Here is a 24,432-nt window from a genome sequence, read left to right as displayed (position 1 = left end):
TTCCGTGGGCCGGACCGCGCCGCGCGCTCGGCTACAGCGTGCCGAGCTTCACCAGCGCCAGCAGCGCGACCAGTTGGATCGCGGCGGCGCCCAGGGCCTTGGGCCACGGCAGGTCGTGCGACTTGCTGACCATGGAGGTCAGCAGGTAGCCGGTGGCGAGCCAGGTGGCCCACCCCAGCACCTGGACCAGCGGACTGTCGCCGCCCAGGAAGATGGCGAAGAGCAGCCGCGGCGCGTCCGGGATCGTCATGATCAGCATGGACAGGCCGATGGTCGGCTGCCAGGCACCGTCGCCGCCCAGCTGGCGGGCCATGGTGTGGGTGACCGCGCCCAGGATCAGGCTGCCCAGGATGAACATCGCCGAGGTGATCAGCACCCAGGGGATGCTGTTGCCGATCGTCTGGTTGAGCACGTCCTCGCGGGCCTTGTCGAAGCCGAAGACCGCGAGCAGGCCGTAGACGAAGGTGACGATCAGCGCCGGGGCCCACAGCGCGTGGTCCCGCATCTGCCAGAACGTGGGTGTGGGCCGCAGCACGATGCCGGACAGCAGCTGCTTCCACGGCAGCCGCGGACCGGCCGGGGGCGCGCTGCTCTGGCCGGCGCGGTAGGTGCCGCCCTGCGCGTACTCGCCGTCGCCCGCCCCGTCCCCGTACGGGCCGTAGGCGTCCGCCTCGTTGACGCTGAACTGCTGGGTGTGCCCCGGTGCGTTGTTGCGGTTGTCGTAGGGCGCGTACGGGGGCTCGGACGCCTGGTAGCCGCCGTCGCCGTCGCCGAAGTACTCGGGCTGCCCCTGCGGGCTCGGCCCGCCCTGGGGAGCGCCGTACGCCGGCGGCGCGGGCTGCCACTGCCCCTGCGGGGGCTGCTGCCCGTACGACGGGGGCGGCCCGTACCCGTGCGGCCCCTGCTGCCCCACCTGCTGTCCGTCCTGCGCGGGACGGGCATCCCGTCCGCGACCCATCCTGAATCCAGCCACGCTTTCGAAAGTACCTGGTCCCGTGGCATGGGTGGGGCCGCGATGGAGGAGTGGTGGCCCTTTGGAGCCGAGCTGTGACATCCCCTAGGGGGTATCCCCTGGGGGTCCTCGCACGTCGCCGGGCGTCCCGCCGCGGGGTTGCCGTATCCGCGCCCGCAGCCCCGGCCCCTCCCGTTGATGGCCGGAAAAAAGGCGAAGACGGCCGGTCCCCGAGGGGACCGGCCGTCTTCCTGGTGTGGCGAGGGTTACTTCACCGGTGCCGGCTCCGGTGCGTCCGCCGGCTCCTCCTCGTCCGCCGGCGGGTCCAGCGGGGTCTTGACGGAGTCCAGCAGCAGCTGGGCGACGTCGACGACCTGGATGGACTCCTTGGCCTTGCCGTCGTTCTTCTTGCCGTTGACGGAGTCCGTCAGCATGACGAGGCAGAACGGGCAGGCCGTCGAGACGATGTCGGGGTTGAGCGAGAGGGCCTCGTCGACGCGCTCGTTGTTGATGCGCTTGCCGATCCGCTCCTCCATCCACATCCGGGCGCCGCCGGCGCCGCAGCAGAAGCCGCGCTCCTTGTGGCGGTGCATCTCCTCGTTCCGCAGGCCCGGGACCTTTTCGATGATCTCGCGCGGCGGCGTGTAGATCTTGTTGTGGCGGCCCAGGTAGCACGGGTCGTGGTACGTGATGATGCCCTCGACCGGGGTGACCGGGATGAGCTTGCCCTCGTCGACCAGGTGCTGCAGCAGCTGCGTGTGGTGGATCACCTCGTAGTCGCCGCCGAGCTGCGGGTACTCGTTGCCGAGCGTGTTGAGGCAGTGCGGGCAGGTCGCGACGATCTTCTTCGACGCCTTGGGCTTCTTCGTCGACTCGTCCTCGCCGTCCTCGCCGAAGGCCATGTTCAGGGCCTCGACGTTCTGCTGGCCGAGCTGCTGGAAGAGGAACTCGTTGCCCAGGCGGCGGGCGGAGTCACCGGTGCACGCCTCGTCGCCGCCCATGATCGCGAACTTCACGCCCGCGATGTGCAGCAGCTCGGCGAACGCCTTGGTGGTCTTCTTGGCGCGGTCCTCCAGGGCGCCGGCGCAGCCGACCCAGTAGAGGTAGTCGACCTCGGTGAGGTCCTCGATGTCCTTGCCGACGACCGGGATCTCGAAGTCGACCTCCTTGGTCCAGGCCAGACGCTGCTTCTTGGCCAGGCCCCAGGGGTTGCCCTTCTTCTCCAGGTTCTTGAGCATCGTGCCCGCCTCGGACGGGAACGCGGACTCGATCATGACCTGGTAGCGGCGCATGTCGACGATGTGGTCGACGTGCTCGATGTCGACCGGGCACTGCTCGACGCAGGCGCCGCAGGTGGTGCAGGACCACAGGACGTCGGGGTCGATGACGCCGTTCTCTTCGAGGGTGCCGATCAGCGGGCGCTCGGCCTCGGCGAGGGCGGCCGCCGGGACGTCCTTGAGCTGCTCCTCGGTCGCCTTCTCCTCGCCCTCCATGTCCTTGCCGCCGCCGGCGAGCAGGTACGGGGCCTTGGCGTGCGCATGGTCGCGCAGCGACATGATCAGCAGCTTCGGGGAGAGCGGCTTGCCGGTGTTCCACGCGGGGCACTGCGACTGGCAGCGCCCGCACTCGGTGCAGGTGGAGAAGTCCAGCAGGCCCTTCCACGAGAAGTGCTCGACCTGGGAGACGCCGAACTGGTCGTCCTCGCCCGGGTCTTCGAAGTCGATCGGCTTGCCCGCCGACGTCATCGGCTGGAGCGCGCCCAGCGCCGTGCCGCCGTCCGCCTCACGCTTGAACCAGATGTTGGGGAAGGCCAGGAACCGGTGCCAGGCCACGCCCATGTCGGTCTTGAGGGCGACCGTGATCATCCAGATGAACGAGGTGGCGATCTTCAGGCCGGCGAAGAAGTAGGTGAGGTTCTGCAGCGTGCCGACGCTCATCCCCTTGAAGGCCGCGACCAGCGGGTACGAGAGGAAGTACGCGGGCTCGTAGTGGTCGACGCCGTGCTGGGCGCCCTCTAGGGCGTGCAGCGTGACGATGCAGATGCCGACGATCAGGATGACGGTCTCGACGAAGTACGCCTGGCCGGTGTTGGACCCCGAGAAGCGGGACTTGCGGCCCGCCCCGCCAGGACGGTTCAGCTGCCGGATGACGATCAGGACGACGATGCCGACGGTCGTCAGGGTGCCCATGCCCTCGACATACAGCTCCCAGGGCAGCCAGTTGCCGATGACGGGCAGGAGCCAGTCGGCCTTGAAGAGCTGGCCGATGGCGTTGACGATCGTCAGCAGCAGCGTCAGGAAGCCCACCGCCACGAACCAGTGCGCCACGCCGACGACGCCCCAGCGGTTCATCCGGGTGTGGCCGACGAACTCCTTGGCCAAGGTGACCGTGCGCTGCACGGGCTCGTCGGTGCGGGAGCCGGCGGGCACGGGCTGACCGAGCCGGACCTGGCGGAAGATCTGCAGGATGGCACGGCCGAACAGCGCGACGCCGACCGCGATTAGGACCAGCGACACGATGATCGCGGCGAGTTGCATTTGGGGGCTCCTCGGACCTGCGAGAGCGGGCGAAAGACGGAGGGAACCGCGCGATCGGAACGGCCGGGCGCGGAGATCTGAGCGGAATTACTAAGCGGTAACTTTTTGGGTCTGCGCTGAGGTTACCCAGTATTCCGGGCCCCATGAAGGCGCCCGGCCGGTGATCTGTGTCGCGCGGGCAACCGCCCGCCCGTCCCCAGCGTCCTCCGGAATGGCCTGGTGACGATAAGGGCGACATAAAAGTTGAGCGGCCCCGACTCAGGTCTGTTGACAGGTCCGGATCGGTGTTGCACCCTTGAGCCTGTTCCACTCAAGTCAGCTGGAGGAATCGAAATGGCACGTGCGGTCGGCATCGACCTGGGCACGACTAACTCCGTCGTCAGTGTTCTCGAAGGCGGTGAGCCCACCGTCATCACCAACGCCGAGGGCGCCAGGACCACGCCGTCCGTCGTCGCCTTCGCCAAGAACGGCGAGGTGCTGGTCGGCGAGGTCGCGAAGCGTCAGGCGGTGACCAACGTCGAGCGGACGATCCGTTCGGTCAAGCGCCACATGGGCACTGACTGGAAGATCAACATCGACGACAAGGACTTCAACCCGCAGCAGATGTCTGCGTTCATCCTGCAGAAGCTGAAGCGGGATGCGGAGTCCTACCTCGGCGAGAAGGTCACCGACGCGGTCATCACCGTCCCGGCGTACTTCAACGACTCCGAGCGCCAGGCCACCAAGGAGGCCGGTGAGATCGCGGGCCTCAACGTCCTGCGCATCGTCAACGAGCCCACCGCCGCCGCCCTGGCCTACGGCCTGGAGAAGGAAGACCAGACCATTCTCGTCTTCGACCTCGGTGGCGGCACCTTCGACGTGTCGCTGCTGGAGATCGGCGACGGCGTCGTCGAGGTGAAGGCCACCAACGGCGACAACCACCTCGGTGGTGACGACTGGGACCAGCGCGTCGTCGACTACCTGGTCAAGCAGTTCGCAGGCGGCCACGGCGTGGACCTCTCCAAGGACAAGATGGCGCTCCAGCGCCTGCGCGAGGCCGCGGAGAAGGCGAAGATCGAGCTGTCGTCGTCCAGCGAGACGACGATCAACCTGCCCTACATCACCGCCTCCGCCGAGGGCCCGCTGCACCTGGACGAGAAGCTCACCCGCTCTCAGTTCCAGCAGCTCACCGCGGACCTGCTCGACCGCTGCAAGACCCCGTTCCACAACGTGATCAAGGACGCCGGCATCCAGCTGGCCGAGATCGACCACGTGGTCCTGGTCGGCGGCTCGACCCGCATGCCCGCCGTCGCCGAGCTCGTCAAGGAGCTGACCGGCGGCAAGGAGGCCAACAAGGGCGTCAACCCGGACGAGGTTGTCGCCATGGGCGCCAGCCTCCAGGCCGGTGTCCTCAAGGGCGAGGTCAAGGACGTCCTCCTGCTGGACGTCACCCCGCTGTCGCTTGGTATCGAGACCAAGGGCGGCATCATGACCAAGCTGATCGAGCGCAACACCACGATCCCGACCAAGCGCTCGGAGATCTTCACCACGGCCGAGGACAACCAGCCGTCCGTGCAGATCCAGGTCTACCAGGGCGAGCGCGAGATCGCGGCGTACAACAAGAAGCTCGGGATGTTCGAGCTGACCGGTCTGCCGCCGGCCCCGCGCGGCGTCCCGCAGATCGAGGTCTCCTTCGACATCGACGCCAACGGCATCATGCACGTGACCGCCAAGGACCTGGGCACGGGCAAGGAGCAGAAGATGACCGTCACCGGCGGCTCCTCGCTGCCGAAGGACGAGGTCAACCGGATGCGTGAGGAGGCCGAGCGGTACGCGGAGGAGGACCACAAGCGCCGCGAGGCCGCCGAGACCCGCAACCAGGGCGAGCAGCTGGTCTACCAGACCGAGAAGTTCCTCAAGGACAACGAGGACAAGGTGCCCGCCGAGGTCAAGACCGAGGTCGAGTCCTCCGTCGCCGAGCTGAAGGAGAAGCTCAAGGGCGAGGACACCGCCGAGATCAAGACCGCCTCGGAGAAGGTCGCGGCCGTCTCCCAGAAGCTGGGCCAGGCCATGTACGCCGACGCCCAGGCGGCCCAGGGTGCGGCCGGTGCCGAGGGTGCCGCCGCCGGCGGCCAGCAGGCCAAGGCCGAGGACGACGTCGTCGACGCCGAGATCGTCGACGACGAGAAGCCGAAGAAGGACGGTGCGGCGTGACGGAGGAGACCCCGGGCTTCGACGAGAAGCCCGACGTCCCTTCCGATGCCGCTTCCGAAGACGCGGCACAGGCCGAGTCCGCCGACAAGGCGGGCTCGGCCCCGGCCGGGGACGTCCAGGACGTAGCGCTCCAGGCCCAGTTGGACCAGGCGCGCACCGCAGTCAACGAGCGCACCGCTGATCTCCAGCGGCTCCAGGCGGAGTACCAGAACTACCGCCGCCGGGTGGAGCGCGACCGCGTGACCGTCAAGGAGCTCGCCGCGGCGAACCTGCTGTCCGAGCTCCTGCCCGTGCTCGACGACATCGGTCGGGCCCGGGAGCACGGCGAGTTGGTCGGCGGCTTCAAGTCGGTGGCCGAGTCGCTGGAGACCGTGGCCGCCAAGCTCGGTCTGCAGCAGTTCGGCAAGGAGGGCGAGCCCTTCGACCCGACGATCCACGAAGCGCTGATGCACTCGTACGCGCCCGATGTCACGGAGACGACATGCGTCGCCATCCTGCAGCCCGGGTATCGCATCGGTGAGCGCACGATCCGCCCCGCGCGGGTCGCGGTCGCCGAGCCGCAGCCGGGCGCGCAGAACGCCAAGTCCGCCTCCGAGGAGGAGACCAAGGGCGCCAAGGGCGGCAAGGGAGCCAAGGGTGCCAAGGGTGCGGACAAGGAGAGCGGTGGCCCGGACAAGGGCTGACGTACGGGCCGACGAGAGAACCGCCCGGAAGGAGGGACGTCGAGGATGAGCACCAAGGACTTCGTCGAGAAGGACTACTACAAGGTCCTCGGCGTCCCCAAGGACGCCACCGAGGCGGAGATCAAGAAGGCGTACCGCAAGCTCGCCCGCGAGTTCCACCCGGACGCCAACAAGGGCGACGCCAAGGCCGAGGAGCGCTTCAAGGAGATCTCCGAGGCCAACGACGTGCTCGGCGACGCCAAGCGCCGCAAGGAGTACGACGACGCCCGCGCACTTTTCGGCAACGGCGGCTTCCGGCCCGGCCCCGGCGGCGGGGGAAGCTTCAACTTCGACCTCGGCGACCTCTTCGGGGGCGCCGGGGGCGCGGGCGGAACCACCGGGTCCGGTGGCTTCGGCGGCGGGATCGGGGACGTCTTCGGCGGCCTCTTCAACCGCGGCGGCGCCACCACCCGCACGCAGCCGCGCCGCGGCCAGGACATCGAGTCCGAGGTGACGCTCAGCTTCACCGAGGCGGTCGACGGGGCCACGGTCCCGCTGCGGATGTCCAGCCAGGCGCCCTGCAAGGCGTGTTCCGGCACCGGCGACAAAAACGGTACGCCTCGGGTCTGCCCGACCTGTGTCGGCACCGGCCAGGTCAGCCGGGGCGCGGGCGGCGGCTTCTCGCTCACCGACCCGTGCGCCGACTGCAAGGGCCGCGGCCTGATCGCCCAGGAGCCCTGCGAGGTCTGCAAGGGCAGCGGGCGCGCGTCCAGCGCCCGCACGATGCAGGTCCGCATCCCGGCGGGCGTCTCGGACGGGCAGCGCATCCGGCTGCGCGGCAAGGGCGCCCCGGGCGAGCACGGCGGCCCGGCCGGCGACCTGTACGTGGTCGTCCACGTCGACGAGCACCCGGTCTTCGGCCGCAAGGGCGACAACCTCACCGTCACGGTGCCGGTCACCTTCCCGGAGGCCGCGCTCGGCGGCGAGATCAAGGTGCCGACGCTGGGCGGCCCGCCGGTCACGCTGAAGCTGCCGGCCGGCACACCCAACGGACGCACGATGCGGGCCCGCGGCAAGGGTGCGGCCCGCAAGGACGGCACCCGCGGTGACCTGCTGGTCACCATAGAGGTGGTCGTTCCCGGGGACCTCGGCGACAAGGCGAAGGAAGCGCTGGAGTCCTATCGCGAGGCGACCGCGGGCCCGGACCCGCGGGCGGAGCTGTTCCAGGCCGCGAAGGGAGCATGAGATGGACAGCCGGGGCGGGCAGCGTCGTAACCCCTATGAACTGACCGACGAATCACCGGTGTACGTCATCTCCGTCGCGGCCCAACTCTCCGGCCTGCACCCGCAGACCCTGCGGCAGTACGACCGCCTGGGCCTGGTCTCCCCCGACCGCACGGCCGGGCGGGGCCGCCGCTACTCCGCCCGCGACATCGAACTGCTGCGCACCGTCCAGCAGTTGTCGCAGGAGGAGGGCATCAACCTCGCCGGCATCAAGCGCATCATCGAGCTGGAGAACCAGGTCGCGGCGCTCCAGCAGCGGGTCGCCGAGCTCCAGGGCGCCCTGGAGGGCGCGGCCAGCGCGATGCGGCAGCGGGAGGCGGCGGTGCACGCCTCCTACCGCCGCGACCTGGTGCCGTACCAGGACGTGCAGCAGACCAGCGCGCTGGTGGTCTGGCGGCCCAAGCGGTCGCCGGAGTGACGCCGTAGCGGACGCGGCGAAGGGCCGGGGTGGGCGGACCACCCCGGCCCTTCGTGTGCCGTTGCCCGCTGCGTGCGGTCAGCAGCCGTTGTACCCGGCCGTCGGCATCGAGAGCCGGCGGTGCACATGCGACTTCATCGCCAGGGTGTAGACCGGCTCGTCCAGGTCGGCGGTCTCCAGCCGGACGCCCGCCGCCGCGCACCGCGCGGTGAACTCGTCGGCGCCGTCGATGGCGTACTCCAGTGCCCGGCGGTTGGGCGTCACGAACACGTCGACCAGGCCCTCTTCGACGTCGTGCCACAGCGCGCTGTGGTCGGCGCGCAGCTGGTGCAGGCTGAGCTGGCAGGTCAGGCGGTAGTCACGGGCTGCCGCCCACTGCTTGCACATGGCGTGCTGGCTGCGGTCGTCGACCAGGAACGGATCCTCGTCCAGCTCGGACAGCGGCATCAGGCAGGCGATCGCCGTCACTCGGACCGGGTTCATCGTGCCCTCCGGGGCGTGGCGACTGTGGGGGCGACGATACCCCCGCGAAGGGCCCGGGGAGGAGGGGCTGCGCCGGGCGGCGACGCATATCCGCAGGCATGGCAGATCTTCCAGCCGTCCTGGTTCACGGCCAACTGGCCTCCGCACCGCGGGCAGTTCTCGGCGGACGGGCGGGGGCGGGCCGTCCGTTTCCGGGGCAGGCGGCGCGGAACGGTCGTCGTGGTGCCCATTGCCGACGCCATGCGGCCTCCAGCTGCCGTCTTTTTGCCCGGGACAGGGCCGATGCCGCTCGCCGATGCGCGGAGGTGTTCGGTTCCTGCCGTTCTTGAGTACCAGGTGGGCGCCGGATGACGGATCCGGAGGATGCGGTTTCGGCCAGGTCCGGACCTGTCGGGGGCGGTAGCCGTACGGGCGGTGAACGGGGCCTGGGTACGGGCGGTACGGCGCCGGTGGCGCGGGCGTGGCGTCGGCGGGCGGGCGCTCAGGCCCGGCCGAGGGCCTTGGTCACCGCGATCTCGATCATCACGCGGTCGGGGTTGGGCTCCGGGGTCCGGCCGTACCGCTCGGCATACCGGCGCACCGCGTCGGCCACCGTCTCCGCGTCCGTCCGCACCCGGGCGACGCCCTCCAGGGTCGCCCAGCGGCCGCGGTCCACCTGGCACACCGCCACCCGCGCCCCGCCGGGGCCGGCGGCGAGGATGTTCTTGACCTTGGTGCTGTCCTTGCGGGTGATGATCCGCGCGATCCGCTGCCCGGCGTCGAAGGTGACGCCGACCGGGACGACGTGCGGGGTGCCGTTGGCCCGCAGGGTCGTGAGGGTCGGCATCTGGTACTCGCCCCAGAAGGCGAGGTACTCGGGGGGCAGCGCGCTCAGGTCGTGGGCCATGGGGGCCAGGGTAGTTGGCGCGGTCCGCGGCCCGGCAGGCGCTCAGAGGAAGTCGGTGGTCTCCAGGTCGAAGGAGAAGGGGGCGGGGAGGGGGAGGGGATCGCCGAAGGGGGCGGTGTGCGTGGTGAGGTAGTCGTCGCCCTTCGGCTCGCTGAAGGCCGTGACTGCGGACTTGCCGCGGTCGACGAGAAGACAGAGGGGGATGGCGGCACGTGCGTAGGCGTGGCGCTTGGCGACCCGGTCGTTGCGGGGCCTGCTCGATGTCACCTCGACGACCATGGCGACGCCCTCGCTGGGCATCCACGGCTCCGCACCCCGGAAGAGACGCAACGCGTACGGGGCGATGGTGGCGTCGGGGATCACGTGGTCCGCGGGCTGGCCGTCCGCACGGGAAAGGACGAGTCCCTTGTACCCCGAGATCTGCATGTCGGTCGCGGGCCTTCGTGTCACCTGCCTGCCGACGATGCCCAGGTAGTCCTCATGGCCGCCATCCGTCGGCGGTGTCACGACGATCTCTCCCTCGATGGGCTCGGCCCGGAAGCCGGTCGGAGTTTCCAGGGCCAGGAAGCCCTTGAGGAGGGAGTCGTCCTGCGTGGGCATCGGCTCGTGTGCCATAGCCGTCATGCTGCACCTCCTTGTGGTCGAAGGCCAGCGTTGTCGGCGCGGCCAATGACAGGGGCATATTCACGGCCGGTTTCGCTCGCACGAGTGGACATTGAGTGGAGTAGACTCAACTTATTGCACGTTGAGCAAGGCAGGATTGGATAAGGGGAGCGCGCGGAGCGCCGGAACGCACGAGGAGGACCAGGCAGACGTGGACGCCGAGCTGACCAACAAGAGCCGGGAGGCGCTGAGCGCCGCCAGTGAGCGGGCGGTCGCCGCCGGGCACGCGGACATGACGTCCGCGCATCTCCTGCTCGCACTGCTCGCGGGGCAGGACAACGAGAACATCATGGATCTGCTGGCGGCCGTCGAGGCGGACGCCGCACAGCTGCGCTCCGGCGCGGAGCGGCAGCTCGCCGGGCTGCCCAGCGTCCAGGGCTCGACCGTGGCCCCGCCGCAGCCGGACCGCGAGCTGCTCGCCGCCATCGCCGACGCCGCCCAGCGCGCCAAGGACCTGGGCGACGCCTACATCTCCACCGAGCACCTGCTCATCGGCATCGCCGCCAAGGGCGGCCGCACCGGTGAGCTGCTGGAGCAGCAGGGCGCCACCGCCAAGAAGCTGCTGGCCGCCTTCGAGGCCAGCCGCGGCGGGCAGCGGGTGACCGGTCCGGACCCGGAGGGCACGTACAAGGCGCTGGAGAAGTTCGGTACGGACTTCACCGCCGCGGCCCGGGAGGGCAAGCTCGACCCGGTCATCGGCCGGGACCAGGAGATCCGCCGGGTGGTGCAGGTGCTCTCCCGCCGGACGAAGAACAACCCGGTGCTGATCGGCGAGCCGGGCGTCGGCAAGACCGCGGTCGTCGAGGGGCTGGCCCAGCGCATCGTCAAGGGCGACGTGCCCGAGTCGCTGCGCAACAAGCGGCTGGTCGCGCTGGACCTGGGCGCGATGGTCGCGGGCGCGAAGTACCGGGGCGAGTTCGAGGAGCGGCTGAAGACCGTCCTGGCCGAGATCAAGGCCAGCGACGGCCAGATCATCACCTTCATCGACGAGCTGCACACCGTCGTCGGCGCGGGTGCCGGCGGCGACTCGGCGATGGACGCGGGCAACATGCTCAAGCCGATGCTGGCCCGCGGCGAGCTGCGGATGGTCGGCGCGACCACCCTGGACGAGTACCGCGAGCGGATCGAGAAGGACCCGGCGCTGGAGCGGCGCTTCCAGCAGGTGCTGGTCGCCGAGCCGACCGTCGAGGACACGGTGGCGATCCTGCGCGGCCTCAAGGGGCGCTACGAGGCGCACCACAAGGTCCAGATCGCCGACTCCGCGCTGGTCGCCGCGGCCACCCTCTCCGACCGCTACATCACCTCCCGCTTCCTCCCCGACAAGGCCATCGACCTGGTCGACGAGGCCGCCTCCCGGCTCCGGATGGAGATCGACTCCTCGCCGGTCGAGATCGACGAGCTCCAGCGCGCCGTGGACCGGCTGAAGATGGAGGAGCTGGCGCTGCGCAACGAGACCGACGCCGGCTCCGTGGCGCGGCTGGAGAAGCTGCGCAAGGACCTCGCCGACAAGGAGGAGGAGCTGCGCGGTCTGACCGCGCGCTGGGAGAAGGAGAAGCAGAGCCTCAACCGCGTCGGTGAGCTCAAGGAGCGCCTGGACGACCTGCGCGGCCAGGCCGAGCGCGCCCAGCGCGACGGCGACTTCGACACCGCCTCCAAGCTGCTGTACGGGGAGATCCCGTCCCTGGAGCGGGAGCTGGCGGAGGCCGCGGAGGCGGAGGCCGAGCAGGAGGCGGCCAAGGACTCCGGCGGCGCCAAGGAGTCGATGGTCAAGGAGGAGGTCGGCCCGGACGACATCGCGGACGTGGTCGGCGCCTGGACGGGCATCCCGGCCGGGCGGCTGCTGGAGGGCGAGACCCAGAAGCTGCTGCGCATGGAGGAGGAGCTCGGCAAGCGGCTGATCGGCCAGACCGAGGCGGTCCGCGCGGTCTCCGACGCGGTGCGCCGCACCCGCGCCGGGATCGCCGACCCGGACCGGCCCACCGGCTCGTTCCTCTTCCTCGGCCCGACCGGCGTCGGCAAGACCGAGCTGGCCAAGGCGCTGGCGGACTTCCTGTTCGACGACGAGCGGGCGATGGTCCGGATCGACATGTCGGAGTACAGCGAGAAGCACAGCGTGGCCCGGCTGGTGGGCGCGCCCCCCGGCTACGTCGGCTACGAGGAGGGCGGCCAGCTCACCGAGGCGGTCCGCCGCCGCCCGTACAGCGTCGTCCTGCTGGACGAGGTGGAGAAGGCGCACCACGAGGTCTTCGACATCCTCCTGCAGGTGCTCGACGACGGGCGCCTCACCGACGGCCAGGGCCGCACCGTCGACTTCCGCAACACCATCCTCATCCTCACCTCCAACCTCGGCTCGAACTTCCTGATGGACCCGCTGCTGAAGGAGGAGCAGAAGAAGGAGAAGGTGCTGGAGACGGTCCGCAGCGCGTTCCGCCCCGAATTCCTCAACCGCCTCGACGACCTGGTCGTCTTCCACCCGCTCGGCACGGAGCAGCTGGAGCGGATCGCCCGGATCCAGCTGGACCACCTCCAGAGCCGCCTGAGCGACCGGCGGCTCACCCTGGACGTCACCGACCGGGCCCTGGCCTGGCTCGCCTGGCTGGGCCAGGAGCCGGCCGCGGACGCCCCGGCCCCGGACCTCTCCTACGGCGCCCGTCCGCTGCGCCGCCTGGTCCAGAGCGCCATCGGCGACCAGCTGGCACGCGCCATCCTGGCCGGCGACGTGCTCGACGGGGACACCGTCCGGGTGGACGTGGCCGGCGACGGGGAGAGCCTCACGGTCGAGGCGGTCCGCCCCACCGGCTGAGAGACCGGCACCGCGCGGTCCGCCCGCCGACCCCCGTACGCGCCCGTCCGCCGGTCCGGGGTTGCCAGGACCGGGCGCGTATGGGGGAGGATGGGCAAGGACCATACGAAGGGAATTCCACGGTGAGCATCGACCCGTCCTCGATTCCGAATTTCGGGGGCCAGCCCGAACCGCAGCCGTCGGGGCCTGATGGTCCCGTCGTCCCCGACCAGGACCTGGTCAAGCAGCTCCTTGAGCAGATGGAGCTGAAGTACGTCGTCGACGAGGAGGGTGACCTCGCCGCCCCGTGGGAGCAGTTCCGCACGTACTTCATGTTCCGCGGTGAGGAAGAGCAGGAGATCTTCTCCGTCCGCACGTTCTACGACCGCGTCCACGGCATCGACGAGAAGTTGAAGCTGCTGGAGGCGATCGACGACTGGAACCGTCGGACGCTCTGGCCCAAGGTGTACACCCACACCCATGACGACGGCAGCGTCCGTCTGATCGGTGAGGCATCGATGCTGGTCGGCACCGGTGTCTCGCTTGAGCACTTCGTGTCGAGCACGGTCAGCTGGGTACGTGCCTCGATCGAATTCGACAGGTGGATCGTCGAGCAGCTCGGCCTGGAGGCCGAGATCGAAGGCGACTCCGACGAGAAGCCGGGCGACGACGAGGCCTGAAGCCCCGTCCGTGCCCCGGCTGCCCGGGCCCCGAACCGACCATCGGTTCGGGGCCCGGGTCGTGTCAGCGGCCGGCAGCGGCGGCGGTCACAGCCGCTTCAGTCGTCCCGCCGCCTCCTCCAGGACGGCGACGCTCTTGCAGAAGGCGAAGCGGACGAAGGGCGCGCCCTGGTCCTGGTGGTCGTAGAAGACGGCGTTGGGGATGGCGACGACGCCGGCGCGCTCGGGGAGGGCGCGGCAGAAGGCGAAGCCGTCCCCGTCTTGGGACAGCGCAGCGCCGAGCGGGCGGATGTCGGTGGTGATGAAGTAGGTGCCGGCAGGGCGGAAGACCTGGAAGCCGGCGTCGGTGAGGCCGGCGGCGAGGATGTCGCGCTTGGCGCGCAGGTCGTCGCGGAGCCCGGTGAAGTAGGAGTCGGGCAGGGCCAGCGCCTCGGCCACCGCGTACTGGAAGGGGCCCGCCGAGACGTAGGTGAGGAACTGCTTGGCGGAGCGGACCGCGGTGATCAGCGCGGCGGAGGCGGTGACCCAGCCGACCTTCCACCCGGTGAACGAGAAGGTCTTGCCGGCCGAGCCGATGGTGACGGTGCGCTCGCGCATGCCGGGGAACGACGCCAGCGGCAGGTGCTCGCCCTCGAAGACCAGGTGCTCGTAGACCTCGTCGGTGACGACGAGGAGGTCGTGCTCGACGGCCAGCGCGGCGATGGCGGCGAGCTCGTCACGGGAGAGCACGGTGCCTGTGGGGTTGTGGGGTGTGTTGAGGAGGATGAGGCGGGTGCTGTCGGTGATGGCGTCGCGGAGCTCGTCGAGGTCGAGGTGGTACGTGCCGGTCTCCGCGGACGGGCGCAGGGTCACCGGCACGCGGCGGCCGCCGGCCATCGCGATGCAGGCGGCGTACGAGTCGTAGTACGGCTCCAGCGCGATGACCTCGTCGCCCGGTTCGAGGAGGGCGAGGAGCGAGGCGGCGATGGCCTCGGTGGCGCCGGCGGTGACCAGGACCTCGGTGTCGGGGTCGTAGGACAGTCCGAGGTGCCCGTAGAAGCGCTGCTGGTGGGCCGCGACGGCGGTGCGCAGCTCGGGGATGCCGGGGCCGGGTGGGTACTGGTTGCCGCGGCCGTCGCGGAGGGCGCGCACCGCGGCCTCCCGGACTTCCTCCGGGCCGTCGGCGTCGGGGAAGCCCTGGCCCAGGTTGATGGAGCCGGTGCGTTGGGCGAGCGCCGACATCTCGGCGAAGATCGTGGTGCCGAATGCGGCGAGGCGTCGGTTGAGCAGCGGTCGGTCCATGCGCGCCATCCTCCGTCGAACCTCTGGAGTTCCTCAACTGTGCTTTGCGCCGCCGGAGTGCCGGGCATCAGCCCCGAACCAAGGACGAGGGCGGCCGCCGGCCAGGGCGGTCTTGCGGCGCGGACGGCGCCGCGGCGGCGCACGGGGCGCCGACCGAGCGATGCCTCGCTTCGGGGGAACGAAAGGAGAGTGGGGCGAAGATGCCGGGATTCGGGGTGTTCGCGGTGCTGGCGGTCGTCGTGCTGCTGGTGGTGGCCGCGGTCGTACGGGGCCGCTCCCGCAAGGGGAGCCGGGGCCGCTCCCGCAAGGGGAGCCGCTCGTACAGCAGGTACAACGGGTACAAGGCGTCCCGTCGCGTCGGCAACAGCGGCGGCGCCGGGGGGAGTTGGTGGGTCGCCGGCGGTGGCGACGGGGGCTCCGTTTCGAGCGGCGGGCACCACTCCCACCACTCCCACCACTCCTCGTGCGGCGGCGGGGGCGGCCATCACGGCGGACACTCCTGCGGCGGGGGTTCTTCCTGTGGCGGCGGGGGTGGCTGCGGCGGCGGTTCCTGAGAGGGACGCCAGGGGGCGCTGAGACGCCCCGACAGGCGCTCGCACGCATGTGCCCACGACTGCGGAACGCATCCGTCCGCGGTCGTGGGCACGCCGCTTTCCGCGCCCCGTCCGGCCGTCGCGCGACGGCCGTGCGCCCCCTGTGCCGGCACACATGCGGCCAGCTCATGCGGCCTCGCATATGCGTCCGGGGGGTGGCGTGAATTGATTCAACGCTCCTTGTGCGATGGGGTGTTGAACAGGTGAACTGCATGGCCCTCTAGGGGATGGAAACCAGGGCGAAGATGGGTAAAAACGCTGTGGGCGCCACACCATCCGTGATTCCCTCTCCCTTGAGAATCCCCCAGTTCTCGGACCCCGCGTGGGCACGAGCCGGCAGGCAGTCGTTCATCCCTGATCCCCATCTCGGGCGGGCTGGCCCACCATCCACTGCGTGCTTGCGGAGCCGACCCATGCTCACCACTCTGAAAACGGCGTACACCGATACCCGCGCGTCCGACCTGGCCTGGGCGCTGGGCAGGGAGCCCCTGCCGGCGCTGGCCGTACTGGACCTCCAACTCGACGACGCCCGCGTGCAGTTGAGACTGCTCGGGGCTTCGCATCAGGTGCTGCTCGAAGAGGAGCACGGCAATTGTTCCGAGACCGTCGCCTGTATGCCGGGCAGCAGCACGCCGCTGCCGCTCGGCGTGGCCAAGCGGCTGGGCGACTGGGAGTACGAGTTCGCCGCGCACGTCGAGACGCTCTCCCGCGGCTCGTTCGCCGGCCGGGCACAGGAGTTGCTGGCGCTGGTCGCCGAGCATCCGCACGGCCTCGCCGGCACCTTCCCCGGTTCGCCGCACGCCTTCACCGCGATGCTGGCGCAGCGGCAGCAGGGGCAGGTGCGGTGGCGCACCTGGCACGCGTATCCCCAGGAAGGGCGGCTGGTGGTCACCCGTACGCGGGTGGGCGTGCGGGCGGCGGTCGCCGTCTGACGGCGGTGGCACCCGGGGCTCGGAAGGGTGCGGGGCGCCCTCTCCGTGGACGTTTCAACTGGTGTGTACCGCACGCAGACTGCACTCGTGTGGGTGACCGAGAGCCACCGGAACGTCACGTAGCGTTCATGTCATGATCGACCCGCCAGAGTCTCTCGTCGCCGGCGCCCTCGGGTCACCGGGGACGCTGACGCCGGCGCGACTGCCGGTGCCGTCCGGGCTCGGCCGGCTGCTGGTGCTCGCCGCGGTCTTCGTCTGCGCGGCCTGCGGCCTGGTCTACGAGCTCGAACTGGTCGCCCTGGCCAGCTACTTGATCGGCGATTCGGTCACCCAGGCGTCGGTCGTGCTGTCCTTCATGGTCTTCGCGATGGGGGTCGGGGCGCTGCTGGCCAAGCGGCTGCGCTGCCGGGCCGCGGTCGGTTTCGGTGCGGTCGAGGCGGTGCTGGCGCTGGTCGGCGGCGGCTCCGCGATGGCGCTCTACGCCTGCTTCGCCTGGCTCGGCCAGTCCCGGATCGCGCTCGTCGGCTTCTCGCTGGGCATCGGCGTGCTCATCGGCGCCGAGATACCGCTGCTGATGACGCTGATCCAGCGGGTGCGCCGGCAGGACGCGGGCGGTGCGGTGGCCGATCTGTTCGCCGCGGACTACATCGGCGCGCTGGTCGGCGGACTGGCCTTCCCCTTCCTTCTGCTGCCCGGCTTGGGGCAGTTGACGGGGGCGCTGGTCACCGGGGCGGTCAACCTCCTCGCCGGTGCGGTGCTGGTGCTGTGGCTCTTCGGCCGCGATCTGACCACCCGGGCCCGCTGGGCGCTGTTCGGCGTCAACGCCCTGGTGCTCGCGCTGCTGGGCGCGGGGATCGCGCTGGCCGGGCCGTTCGAGCAGGCCGCCCGCCGGGCGGTGTACGGGGCGCAGGCCCGGGTCGCCGAGCAGACCGGCGTCCAGGAGGTGGTGCTGAGCGGCGGCGTGGGCGGTGCGCACGACGGCGGAGCCGCCTCCGGACGGGGGAGGAAAGGTTCCGGCAGACCGCTGGAGCTGTTCCTCGACGGACGGCTGAAGGTCAGCTCGGAGAACGAACGCGTCTACCACCAGGCCCTGGTCGGCCCCGTGATGTCCGGCGGTCCGCACGGCCGGGTGCTGGTCCTGGGCGGCGGCGACGGCCTGGCCGTGCGCGAGCTGCTGCGCTACCGCACGGTCCGGTCGGTGACGGTCGTCGAGATCGACCCCGAGGTGGCGCGGCTGGCGCGCACCGACCCGGGGCTGTCCGCCCTCAACCAGCACGCGTTCAGCGATCCCCGGGTGCGGGTGGTCGCCTCCGACGCCTTCGACTGGCTGCGCCGGCAAGGCCCTTCGGGCGGCCGGCGGCCGGCGCCCTACGACGTGATCGTCTCCGACCTCCCCGACCCCGGGATCACCGCCAGCACCAAGCTGTACTCCCAGGAGTTCTACGGCCTCACCGCGCGGGTGCTGGCCGCCGACGGCCGGCTGGTGGTGCACACCGGGCCGCTGCGCACCCGGTCGCGGACGTACTGGACGGTGGTGGCGACGCTGCGCTCGACGGGCCTGGCGACCCTGCCGTACCGGATCCCCGGCCGGTGGGCGGACTTCTCCGGCGGCCCAGACCGTTCGGTCGCACAGGTCCCCCCGTCGGACGGGGAGCGGTACTGGGGCTTCGTCCTGGCCGCCCGGCGACCGCCGCGGCTCGGCACCGCCCCGGACGCCCCGCCCACCGTCGTCCCCCTGAGCGAGCTGCGGGCCGGCTGGCGGCGGCAGATGCGGGAGTGGATCCCCGGGCTGCCGCCCTCGACGCTGATGCATCCCCGGTATCTCCGGTGAGCGGGGGCGGCGCCCACCGCGCCGGGGTGCGGTGCGGTCCGGGACCGCCGGTGAAAAGTTCCCGCCGCGGCGGGCACGGGCGCCGCGGGTGCTGGGTAGGCTCCCATGCCATGGAGCATGAGGTGTACGTTCCGTTTCCCGTCGGGACCGTGCGGCAGGCGCTCACCGAACCGGAGCGCGTGGCGCGCTGTGTCCCAGGAGTCCAACTCGACGCCGATGCGGCCCCGAACCGCCCCGAGGGGCGGCTGCGGCTGCGCGTCGGAGGCTCCACCATCACCTACCGCGGCACGCTGACCGTCGCCGGCGGCTCGGCCGACGGCCCGGGGGACGGCTCCCCGGCGACCGGCGACGAGGCCGCCCCGGTGACCGTCGAGGCGAGCGGCACCGAGACCCGGGGCGACGGGACCGTGACGCTGACGCTGACCGTGCGGCTCGCCCCGGCCTCCGAGCCCGGCCCCGGCACGACCTTGGTGTGCGCCGGCACGGTGCGCAGCGAGGGCCGGCTGGCCGCCGCCGACGACCAGTCGGTGGCGACCGCCGGGCGGCGGCTGCTGGACCGCTTCGCGGAGAACCTCGCGGCGGATCTGACGGACCGGCCGGTCGCGGAGGCGTCGGAGGAGGCCCCCGGGCCGGTGCCGCAGAGCGTCTTCGACACCGAGGTGCCGCCTCCGTCGCTCGATCCGCTCAGTGACGCGGAGGACGACGTCAGCGTGGTGGCGGACCCCGACGAGCCGGCCGAGCTCGCGGCGGACGACGTCCCCGAGGTGGCTCCCTTCGATGCCGACGCCGACGACGAGGACGAGGACGGGCTCGGTGCCCTGGGCGGTCCGGAGGAGGTGCCCGGGGTGGTGCCGGCGGAGGCCGCGCACGCCCGTCGGACGATGATCGGGCGCAGCGCGGAGGAGGTCGACCACGCTCCGCCGCGCGGCCGGTACGCGCCGGTGCCGGCGCCGGAGCCCGGCGGGAGTTCGGTGCCGCTGCGCTGGGCGGCGCCCGCCGCCGCGGTGGTGCTGGCCTCGGCGGTGGTGGTCGGGCGGGTGCTGCGGCGACGCCGGTGACCGGGCGGCCCGCGGGCGCGGCCGGGGCACCGGCGCGGTCCGCCGGGCGCCCGGGTCCCGGCGTGCGGGCCGTCGCACCGTTAGGGTCGCTTCCGTGAGTACCGAGAACACCACGCAGAGCGCGGCGCGGCAGCGCGGCGCGGACGGCGTACGGCTGTCCGCCGGGGACACCGAACTGACCGTTCACCCGGACCACGGCTGCCGGCTCGGCAGCCTGCGCGTCGGCGGCACGGAACTGCTGCGGCAGGGCGCTAAGTACGGCTGTTTCCCGATGGTCCCGTGGTGCGGCCGGATCGACCACGGGCGGTTCCGCAACGGCGGCGAACTCCACCAGATGCCGGTCAACTCGCCGCCGCACGCCATCCACGGCACCGGCCGCGACCTCCGCTGGCGCACCGCGCGGACCAGCGGCACCGCGGCGGCCTTCACCTACGAGCTGACCGACCCCGCGGCCCCCTGGCCCTACCCGGGGACCGTCACCCAGCTCGTCGAACTGGCCGAGGACGGCGGTTCGCTCACGCTCACCATGGGCGTCGAGGCGGTCGGCGACTCCTTCCCGGCGCAGGCCGGCTGGCACCCGTGGTTCCTGCGCAACCTCGGCGAGGGCGAGGACGTACGGATCGACTTCAACCCCGAGTGGCAGGAGGAGCGGGGGCCGGACCACCTCCCGACCGGCCGCCGGATCACGCCGCGGCCCGGACCGTGGGACGACTGCTTCGGCATGCCGCGCGGCGTCGAGGTGACGCTCACCTGGCCGGGACGGCTCCAGCTGACGGTCGCCAGCCGCGCCGAATGGGTCGTGGTCTACGACGAGCAGCAGGAGGCGGTCTGCGTCGAGCCGCAGTCCGGCCCGCCGAACGGTCTGAACACCGCCCCCCGCCTGGTCACCCCGATCGACCCGCTGGAGGTCTCGACGACCTGGAGCTGGCGCGCCCTGTAGCCGGCGGACGCCGTGGTGAGGGCTGTCTTGGAGCAGGCCCTAAGCTCGTGCGCATGACTGACGACGTGCGCGGCGAGCTGCTGCAGCAGATCAAGGACAAGGCCGTGGTGCACGGCAAGGTGACGCTCTCCTCCGGCAAGGAAGCCGACTACTACATCGACCTGCGCCGGATCACCCTCGACAGCGAGGCGGCGCCGCTGGTCGGTCAGCTGATGCTCGACCTCACCGCGGACCTGGACTTCGACGCGGTCGGCGGGCTGACGCTCGGCGCCGACCCGGTGGCCACGTCGATGCTGCACGCCGCCGCCGCCCGCGGCCGCCGGCTGGACGCCTTCGTCGTCCGCAAGGCGCAGAAGGCCCACGGCATGCAGCGCCGGATCGAGGGCCCGGACATCACGGGCCGCCGCGTCCTGATCGTCGAGGACACCTCCACCACCGGTGGCTCGCCGCTGACCGCCGTCGAGGCGGCGCGGGAGGCCGGCGCCGAGGTGGTTGCGGTTGCGACGATCGTCGACCGGGGTGCCGGTTCGGCCATCGCCGACGCCGGGCTGCGGTACCTCACCGGCTACCAGCTCGACGATCTCGGCCTGAGCTGACGACCCGATCGGGTCGTTCTCACTGACCTGCGGCGTTGTCCCGGGCTCGGTGTTTCACGTGAAACCTGGGGCAGGTTTTCCCGTGAAACACCGGGCCCGGTTTCACGTGAAACCGTGCGCTCTTCGCGGGCAGCGGCCGTACGGGCGATGTGGAGCAATCCAGTGAGTCTGGGAGGATGTGCCACGGCGAAGTCGTCGCCCCCTGGTCAGGGCCAAGAACGCACACCCCGCACACACAAGGAGCGGACAGATGCCCATCGCAACCCCTGAGGTCTACAACGAGATGCTGGACCGGGCGAAGGCAGGCAAGTTCGCCTACCCGGCCATCAACGTGACGTCCACGCAGACGCTGCACGCGGCGCTGCGCGGTTTCGCCGAGGCTGAGAGCGACGGCATCATCCAGATCTCCACCGGTGGTGCGGAGTTCCTGGGCGGTCAGTACAACAAGGACATGGTCACCGGTGCGGTGGCGCTCGCCGAGTTCGCGCACGTGGTCGCCGAGAAGTACGGCGTCAACGTCGCCCTGCACACCGACCACTGCCCCAAGGATAAGCTGGACGGCTACGTCCGCCCGCTGATCGCGGTCTCCGAGGAGCGCGTCAAGGCCGGCCGCAACCCGCTCTTCCAGTCGCACATGTGGGACGGCTCGGCCGAGACCCTCGCCGACAACCTGGCCATCGCCCAGGAGCTGCTGCCCCGCGCCGCCGCCGCCAAGATCATCCTTGAGGTCGAGATCACCCCGACCGGTGGCGAGGAGGACGGCGTCACCCACGAGATCAACGACGAGCTCTACACCACGGTCGAGGACGCGCTGCGCACCGCCGAGGCACTGGGCCTGGGTGAGCAGGGCCGCTACCTGCTCGCCGCCTCCTTCGGCAACGTCCACGGCGTCTACAAGCCGGGCAACGTCGTGCTCCGCCCCGAACTGCTGAAGGACCTCCAGCAGGGCGTCGGCGCCAAGTACGGCAAGGCCGCCCCGTTCGACTTCGTCTTCCACGGCGGCTCCGGCTCCACCGAGGAGGAGATCGCCACCGCGCTGGAGAACGGCGTGGTCAAGATGAACCTCGACACCGACACCCAGTACGCCTTCACCCGCCCGGTCGCGGACCACATGTTCCGCAACTACGACGGTGTGCTGAAGGTCGACGGCGAGGTCGGCGACAAGAAGACCTACGACCCGCGCAGCTGGGGCAAGCTGGCCGAGGCCGGCATGGCCAAGCGGGTCACCGAGGCGTGCGCCAACCTGCGCTCCACGGGCACCCGGCTCAAGTAGGCACCGGGCCGCTCGGCGGCTTCCGAAGGGCCCCGCAGCCGTACCGGTCGCGGGGCCCTTCGGCGTCCGGTTCGCCGTCGTCGCCGATCGGGGAGCGGGCGGCCGCGGAACGGGGCATGCTCACCGTATGGATGATCCGGCCAGGAGTGAGCCGGGCGGGGCGGTGTCCGGCAGCGCGCCGGGCCGGGTCCGGCTGGCCTCGTCGCAGGGCCGCTGGGTGCTGACCACCACCGTCCTCGGCTCGGGCATGGCGATGCTGGACAGCACGGTCGTCAATGTCGCGCTGCCGAGGATCGGCGCGGACCTCGACGCGGACCTGGCGGTGCTCCAGTGGACCGTCACCGCCTACATGCTCACGCTCTCCGCGCTGATCCTGCTGGGCGGGGCGCTGGGCGACCGGTTCGGCCGGCGCCGGGTGTTCGTGATCGGCGTGGTGTGGTTCGCGGTGGCCTCGCTGCTGTGCGGGCTGGCGCCGGGCCCCGGGATGCTGATCACCGCCCGTGCGCTCCAGGGCGTCGGCGGGGCGCTGCTCACCCCCGGCTCGCTGGCGCTGATCCAGGCGGTGTTCCACCCCGACGACCGGGCCCGGGCGGTCGGCGCCTGGTCGGGTCTGGGCGGGGTGGCCGCGGCGATCGGCCCGTTCGTCGGCGGCTGGCTGGTGGACGGCCCCGGGTGGCGCTGGGTGTTCTTCCTGAACGTGCCGGTGGCGGCGGCCTGCGTGCCGATCGCGCTGCGGCACGTCCCCGAGACCCGCGAACGGGGGGCGGGCGGGGTGCACGGCTTCGACGTGGCCGGGGCGGTCCTGGGCGCGCTGGCACTGGCCGGGGTCACCTACGCGCTGATCGCGGCACCGGGGCGGGGCCTCGCACCCGGGGTGATCGTGCCCGCGGTGGCCGGGGTGCTGCTCGGGGTGGTCTTCCTCCATGTCGAGCGGCGGCGGGCCGACCCGATGCTGCCGCCGAAGATCTTCGCGATCCGCCAGTTCAGCGCCGTCAACGCGGTGACGGTGTGCGTCTACGCCGCGTTCGGCGGGTTCTTCTTCCTCTCCGTGCTCCAGCTCCAGGTCGTCGCCGGCTACTCGGCGCTCCAGGCCGGCACCGCGCTGCTGCCCACGACCGTGCTGATGCTGCTGCTGTCGGCCCGCTCCGGCGAACTGGGCCAGCGGATCGGACCGCGGATCCCGCTCACCGTCGGCCCGGTGCTCTGCGCGGTCGGCATGCTGCTGATGACCCGGGTGGGCCCCGGCGCGTCCTACTTCACCGACGTGCTGCCGGCGCTGGTGGTGCTGGGCGCCGGAATGGTGACCCTGGTCGCCCCGCTCACCGCCACCGTGCTGGCGTCGGTGGACGTCGACCGGGCCGGTCTGGCCAGCGGCATCAACAACGCGGCGGCCCGGGCCGCCGGACTGGTGGCGGTGGCCGCACTGCCACTCCTCGCGGGGATGGGCCCGGAGGCGTACCGCTCGGCCCCGGCGTTCGCCGCGGCCTTCCACCGCGCCATGCCCCTGTGCGCCGCGGTACTGCTGCTCGGCGCCCTGATCGCCTGGCTGACCGTCCGCAGCGACGTCCTCCACCCCACCGAACCCGAGACCGCCGAGCCCTGCCACGCCGAGTGCACCTACCACTGCGGCGTGTCCGCCCCACCCCTGGACCCGGGCGAACACACCACGGACCACCCCCCTCCACCTCCGTAACCACCCGCACCGACCCACTCCCCCAAGCCCCCACCCACCTTCCATCCCCACCACAACGGGAGGGGGCGCACCCGACAGCCCCGCGCCGCAGGCGCAAACAGCGAACCCCCACGGCGGGAAAGCCGACCACGTGGGACGCAGCCAAGCGCAGCGAACGGGCAGACTGGGTACATGCCCATTCACGAGAACCTGCTCGGGGGACCGCCCCCGACCCACCTGCCCGACGACCCGGAGCCCCGTGCGCTGCTCGCCTCGGGCACCGCGCCGACCGATGTCGCCGCAAAGTACCCGGCGTCCTCCCTGGCCTGGGCCCAGCTCGCCGACGACGCCTTCGAGGGCGGCCGGGTCGTGGAGTCCTACGCCTACGCCCGCACCGGCTACCACCGCGGTCTGGACGCGCTGCGCCGGGCCGGCTGGAAGGGCCACGGCCCGGTGCCGTTCGAGCACGAGCCGAACCGCGGTTTCCTGCGCGCCCTGCACGCCCTCGCCCGCGCCGCCCAGGCGATCGGCGAGCAGGAGGAGTACGAGCGCTGCGCGAGCTTCCTCCGCGAATCCTCGCCGACCGCGGCCGACACGCTCAGCTGAGCCGCCGCGACGGCCCGCCCCGGTCTCCCGGGGCGGGCGCAAGGGCCGGCCGCAAGATCGCCGCCGGCCCTTGCGCGGTCGTGGTGCAGCACCGATGATTTCAGTGGGCC

The 24,432-nt window shown here is 71.5% G+C and carries 21 protein-coding genes; 15 read left to right on the top strand and 6 right to left on the bottom strand.

The genetic code is table 11. From position 1 onward, the window contains the following. Positions 1-31: 31 nt before the first annotated feature. On the bottom strand, positions 32-958 hold the full coding sequence (locus CG747_RS06205; protein ID WP_100600616.1) for a Yip1 family protein: 927 nt from the start codon (positions 956-958) through the stop codon (positions 32-34). 260 nt (positions 959-1,218) lie between these two features. Next, positions 1,219-3,489, bottom strand: coding sequence for a (Fe-S)-binding protein (locus CG747_RS06200; protein WP_100600615.1), 2,271 nt, complete (start codon positions 3,487-3,489; stop codon positions 1,219-1,221). Positions 3,490-3,822: 333 nt separating this feature from the next. Here CG747_RS06200 and dnaK point away from each other — a divergent pair, with 333 nt between their 5' ends. Genes dnaK through CG747_RS06180 form a run of 4 tightly spaced genes read left to right on the top strand, consistent with a single transcriptional unit; the run spans position 3,823 to position 8,046 of the window. Beyond that, positions 3,823-5,682 carry a molecular chaperone DnaK gene (gene dnaK / locus CG747_RS06195; protein ID WP_100600614.1) on the top strand — a complete coding sequence of 620 codons (1,860 nt, stop codon included), beginning with the start codon at positions 3,823-3,825 and terminating at the stop codon, positions 5,680-5,682. Beyond that, positions 5,679-6,365, top strand: coding sequence for a nucleotide exchange factor GrpE (gene grpE / locus CG747_RS06190; protein ID WP_100600613.1), 687 nt, complete (start codon positions 5,679-5,681; stop codon positions 6,363-6,365). Before dnaK ends, grpE begins: the two co-directional genes overlap by 4 nt. A gap of 45 nt (positions 6,366-6,410) precedes the next feature. After that, positions 6,411-7,589: a molecular chaperone DnaJ gene (dnaJ, locus tag CG747_RS06185; RefSeq protein WP_100600612.1), complete on the top strand. Its 1,179-nt coding sequence runs from the start codon at positions 6,411-6,413 to the stop codon at positions 7,587-7,589. 1 nt (position 7,590) lies between these two features. Continuing rightward, positions 7,591-8,046 (top strand): heat shock protein transcriptional repressor HspR, encoded by a 456-nt coding sequence (locus CG747_RS06180; RefSeq protein WP_100600611.1) that lies wholly within the window; start codon positions 7,591-7,593, stop codon positions 8,044-8,046. 78 nt (positions 8,047-8,124) lie between these two features. On the opposite strand, the gene CG747_RS06175 is transcribed toward CG747_RS06180, so the two are convergent. The 3 genes from CG747_RS06175 to CG747_RS06160 all read right to left on the bottom strand — a co-directional run bounded on the left by CG747_RS06175 (position 8,125) and on the right by CG747_RS06160 (position 10,030). After that, positions 8,125-8,529: a hypothetical protein gene (locus CG747_RS06175; protein ID WP_100600610.1), complete on the bottom strand. Its 405-nt coding sequence runs from the start codon at positions 8,527-8,529 to the stop codon at positions 8,125-8,127. Between the two features lie 481 nt (positions 8,530-9,010). After that, complete coding sequence (locus CG747_RS06165; protein ID WP_100600609.1) at positions 9,011-9,415, bottom strand: pyridoxamine 5'-phosphate oxidase family protein; 405 nt, start codon at positions 9,413-9,415, stop codon at positions 9,011-9,013. 42 nt (positions 9,416-9,457) lie between these two features. Then, positions 9,458-10,030 (bottom strand): Uma2 family endonuclease, encoded by a 573-nt coding sequence (locus CG747_RS06160; RefSeq protein WP_100600608.1) that lies wholly within the window; start codon positions 10,028-10,030, stop codon positions 9,458-9,460. Between the two features lie 199 nt (positions 10,031-10,229). Here CG747_RS06160 and clpB point away from each other — a divergent pair, with 199 nt between their 5' ends. Both clpB and CG747_RS06150 read left to right on the top strand, forming a co-directional pair. After that, complete coding sequence (clpB, locus tag CG747_RS06155) at positions 10,230-12,881, top strand: ATP-dependent chaperone ClpB (RefSeq protein WP_100600607.1); 2,652 nt, start codon at positions 10,230-10,232, stop codon at positions 12,879-12,881. A 122-nt stretch (positions 12,882-13,003) separates the two neighbouring features. Then, the gene (locus CG747_RS06150; protein ID WP_180985411.1) at positions 13,004-13,540 is read left to right on the top strand and encodes a YbjN domain-containing protein; all 537 of its coding nucleotides are present in this window, start codon (positions 13,004-13,006) and stop codon (positions 13,538-13,540) included. 87 nt (positions 13,541-13,627) lie between these two features. Here the strand turns inward: CG747_RS06150 and CG747_RS06145 are convergent, their stop codons facing one another. Further along, a complete protein-coding gene (locus tag CG747_RS06145; RefSeq protein ID WP_100600605.1) occupies positions 13,628-14,821 on the bottom strand; it encodes a pyridoxal phosphate-dependent aminotransferase in 1,194 nt (397 codons plus the stop codon). Between the two features lie 200 nt (positions 14,822-15,021). Here CG747_RS06145 and CG747_RS06140 point away from each other — a divergent pair, with 200 nt between their 5' ends. The 9 genes from CG747_RS06140 to CG747_RS06100 all read left to right on the top strand — a co-directional run bounded on the left by CG747_RS06140 (position 15,022) and on the right by CG747_RS06100 (position 24,322). Then, complete coding sequence (locus CG747_RS06140; protein WP_100600604.1) at positions 15,022-15,375, top strand: hypothetical protein; 354 nt, start codon at positions 15,022-15,024, stop codon at positions 15,373-15,375. 452 nt (positions 15,376-15,827) lie between these two features. Beyond that, positions 15,828-16,346 carry a DUF2617 family protein gene (locus CG747_RS06135; protein ID WP_100600603.1) on the top strand — a complete coding sequence of 173 codons (519 nt, stop codon included), beginning with the start codon at positions 15,828-15,830 and terminating at the stop codon, positions 16,344-16,346. A gap of 133 nt (positions 16,347-16,479) precedes the next feature. After that, positions 16,480-18,177 carry a polyamine aminopropyltransferase gene (locus CG747_RS06130; RefSeq protein ID WP_100600602.1) on the top strand — a complete coding sequence of 566 codons (1,698 nt, stop codon included), beginning with the start codon at positions 16,480-16,482 and terminating at the stop codon, positions 18,175-18,177. A gap of 110 nt (positions 18,178-18,287) precedes the next feature. After that, entirely contained in the window at positions 18,288-19,235 is a 948-nt protein-coding gene (locus CG747_RS06125) for an SRPBCC domain-containing protein (RefSeq protein WP_180985410.1), read from the top strand. Between the two features lie 94 nt (positions 19,236-19,329). Beyond that, entirely contained in the window at positions 19,330-20,175 is an 846-nt protein-coding gene (locus tag CG747_RS06120; protein WP_100600600.1) for an aldose epimerase, read from the top strand. 53 nt (positions 20,176-20,228) lie between these two features. Then, positions 20,229-20,771, top strand: a complete 543-nt coding sequence (gene pyrE, locus CG747_RS06115; protein WP_100600599.1) for an orotate phosphoribosyltransferase — start codon at positions 20,229-20,231, stop codon at positions 20,769-20,771. Between the two features lie 250 nt (positions 20,772-21,021). Continuing rightward, entirely contained in the window at positions 21,022-22,044 is a 1,023-nt protein-coding gene (gene fbaA, locus CG747_RS06110) for a class II fructose-bisphosphate aldolase (protein ID WP_100600598.1), read from the top strand. Between the two features lie 127 nt (positions 22,045-22,171). Beyond that, a complete protein-coding gene (locus tag CG747_RS06105) occupies positions 22,172-23,737 on the top strand; it encodes an MFS transporter (protein ID WP_100600597.1) in 1,566 nt (521 codons plus the stop codon). Positions 23,738-23,908: 171 nt separating this feature from the next. After that, a complete protein-coding gene (locus tag CG747_RS06100; RefSeq protein WP_100600596.1) occupies positions 23,909-24,322 on the top strand; it encodes a DUF3151 domain-containing protein in 414 nt (137 codons plus the stop codon). The last annotated feature ends 110 nt before the right edge of the window (positions 24,323-24,432 follow it).

This window comes from Streptomyces sp. CB02959 (assembly GCF_002803155.1).
GTDB lineage: Bacteria > Actinomycetota > Actinomycetes > Streptomycetales > Streptomycetaceae > Streptomyces.
This window is presented reverse-complemented; position numbering and strand designations above follow the sequence as displayed.

Bases quoted from the DNA above. Each gene is read 5' to 3' on its own strand.
- CG747_RS06135 (WP_100600603.1), top strand. From the start codon at position 15,828: ATGCTCACCACTCTGAAAACGGCGTACACCGATACCCGCGCGTCCGAC.
- CG747_RS06145 (WP_100600605.1), bottom strand. From the start codon at position 14,821: ATGGACCGACCGCTGCTCAACCGACGCCTCGCCGCATTCGGCACCACG.
- CG747_RS06175 (WP_100600610.1), bottom strand. From the start codon at position 8,529: ATGAACCCGGTCCGAGTGACGGCGATCGCCTGCCTGATGCCGCTGTCC.
- CG747_RS06200 (WP_100600615.1), bottom strand. From the start codon at position 3,489: ATGCAACTCGCCGCGATCATCGTGTCGCTGGTCCTAATCGCGGTCGGC.
- CG747_RS06125 (WP_180985410.1), top strand. From the start codon at position 18,288: ATGGAGCATGAGGTGTACGTTCCGTTTCCCGTCGGGACCGTGCGGCAG.
- CG747_RS06100 (WP_100600596.1), top strand. From the start codon at position 23,909: ATGCCCATTCACGAGAACCTGCTCGGGGGACCGCCCCCGACCCACCTG.
- pyrE (WP_100600599.1), top strand. From the start codon at position 20,229: ATGACTGACGACGTGCGCGGCGAGCTGCTGCAGCAGATCAAGGACAAG.
- CG747_RS06180 (WP_100600611.1), top strand. From the start codon at position 7,591: ATGGACAGCCGGGGCGGGCAGCGTCGTAACCCCTATGAACTGACCGAC.
- dnaK (WP_100600614.1), top strand. From the start codon at position 3,823: ATGGCACGTGCGGTCGGCATCGACCTGGGCACGACTAACTCCGTCGTC.
- CG747_RS06160 (WP_100600608.1), bottom strand. From the start codon at position 10,030: ATGGCACACGAGCCGATGCCCACGCAGGACGACTCCCTCCTCAAGGGC.
- CG747_RS06130 (WP_100600602.1), top strand. From the start codon at position 16,480: ATGATCGACCCGCCAGAGTCTCTCGTCGCCGGCGCCCTCGGGTCACCG.
- dnaJ (WP_100600612.1), top strand. From the start codon at position 6,411: ATGAGCACCAAGGACTTCGTCGAGAAGGACTACTACAAGGTCCTCGGC.
- CG747_RS06205 (WP_100600616.1), bottom strand. From the start codon at position 958: ATGGGTCGCGGACGGGATGCCCGTCCCGCGCAGGACGGACAGCAGGTG.
- CG747_RS06140 (WP_100600604.1), top strand. From the start codon at position 15,022: ATGCCGGGATTCGGGGTGTTCGCGGTGCTGGCGGTCGTCGTGCTGCTG.
- CG747_RS06105 (WP_100600597.1), top strand. From the start codon at position 22,172: ATGGATGATCCGGCCAGGAGTGAGCCGGGCGGGGCGGTGTCCGGCAGC.
- fbaA (WP_100600598.1), top strand. From the start codon at position 21,022: ATGCCCATCGCAACCCCTGAGGTCTACAACGAGATGCTGGACCGGGCG.
- CG747_RS06165 (WP_100600609.1), bottom strand. From the start codon at position 9,415: ATGGCCCACGACCTGAGCGCGCTGCCCCCCGAGTACCTCGCCTTCTGG.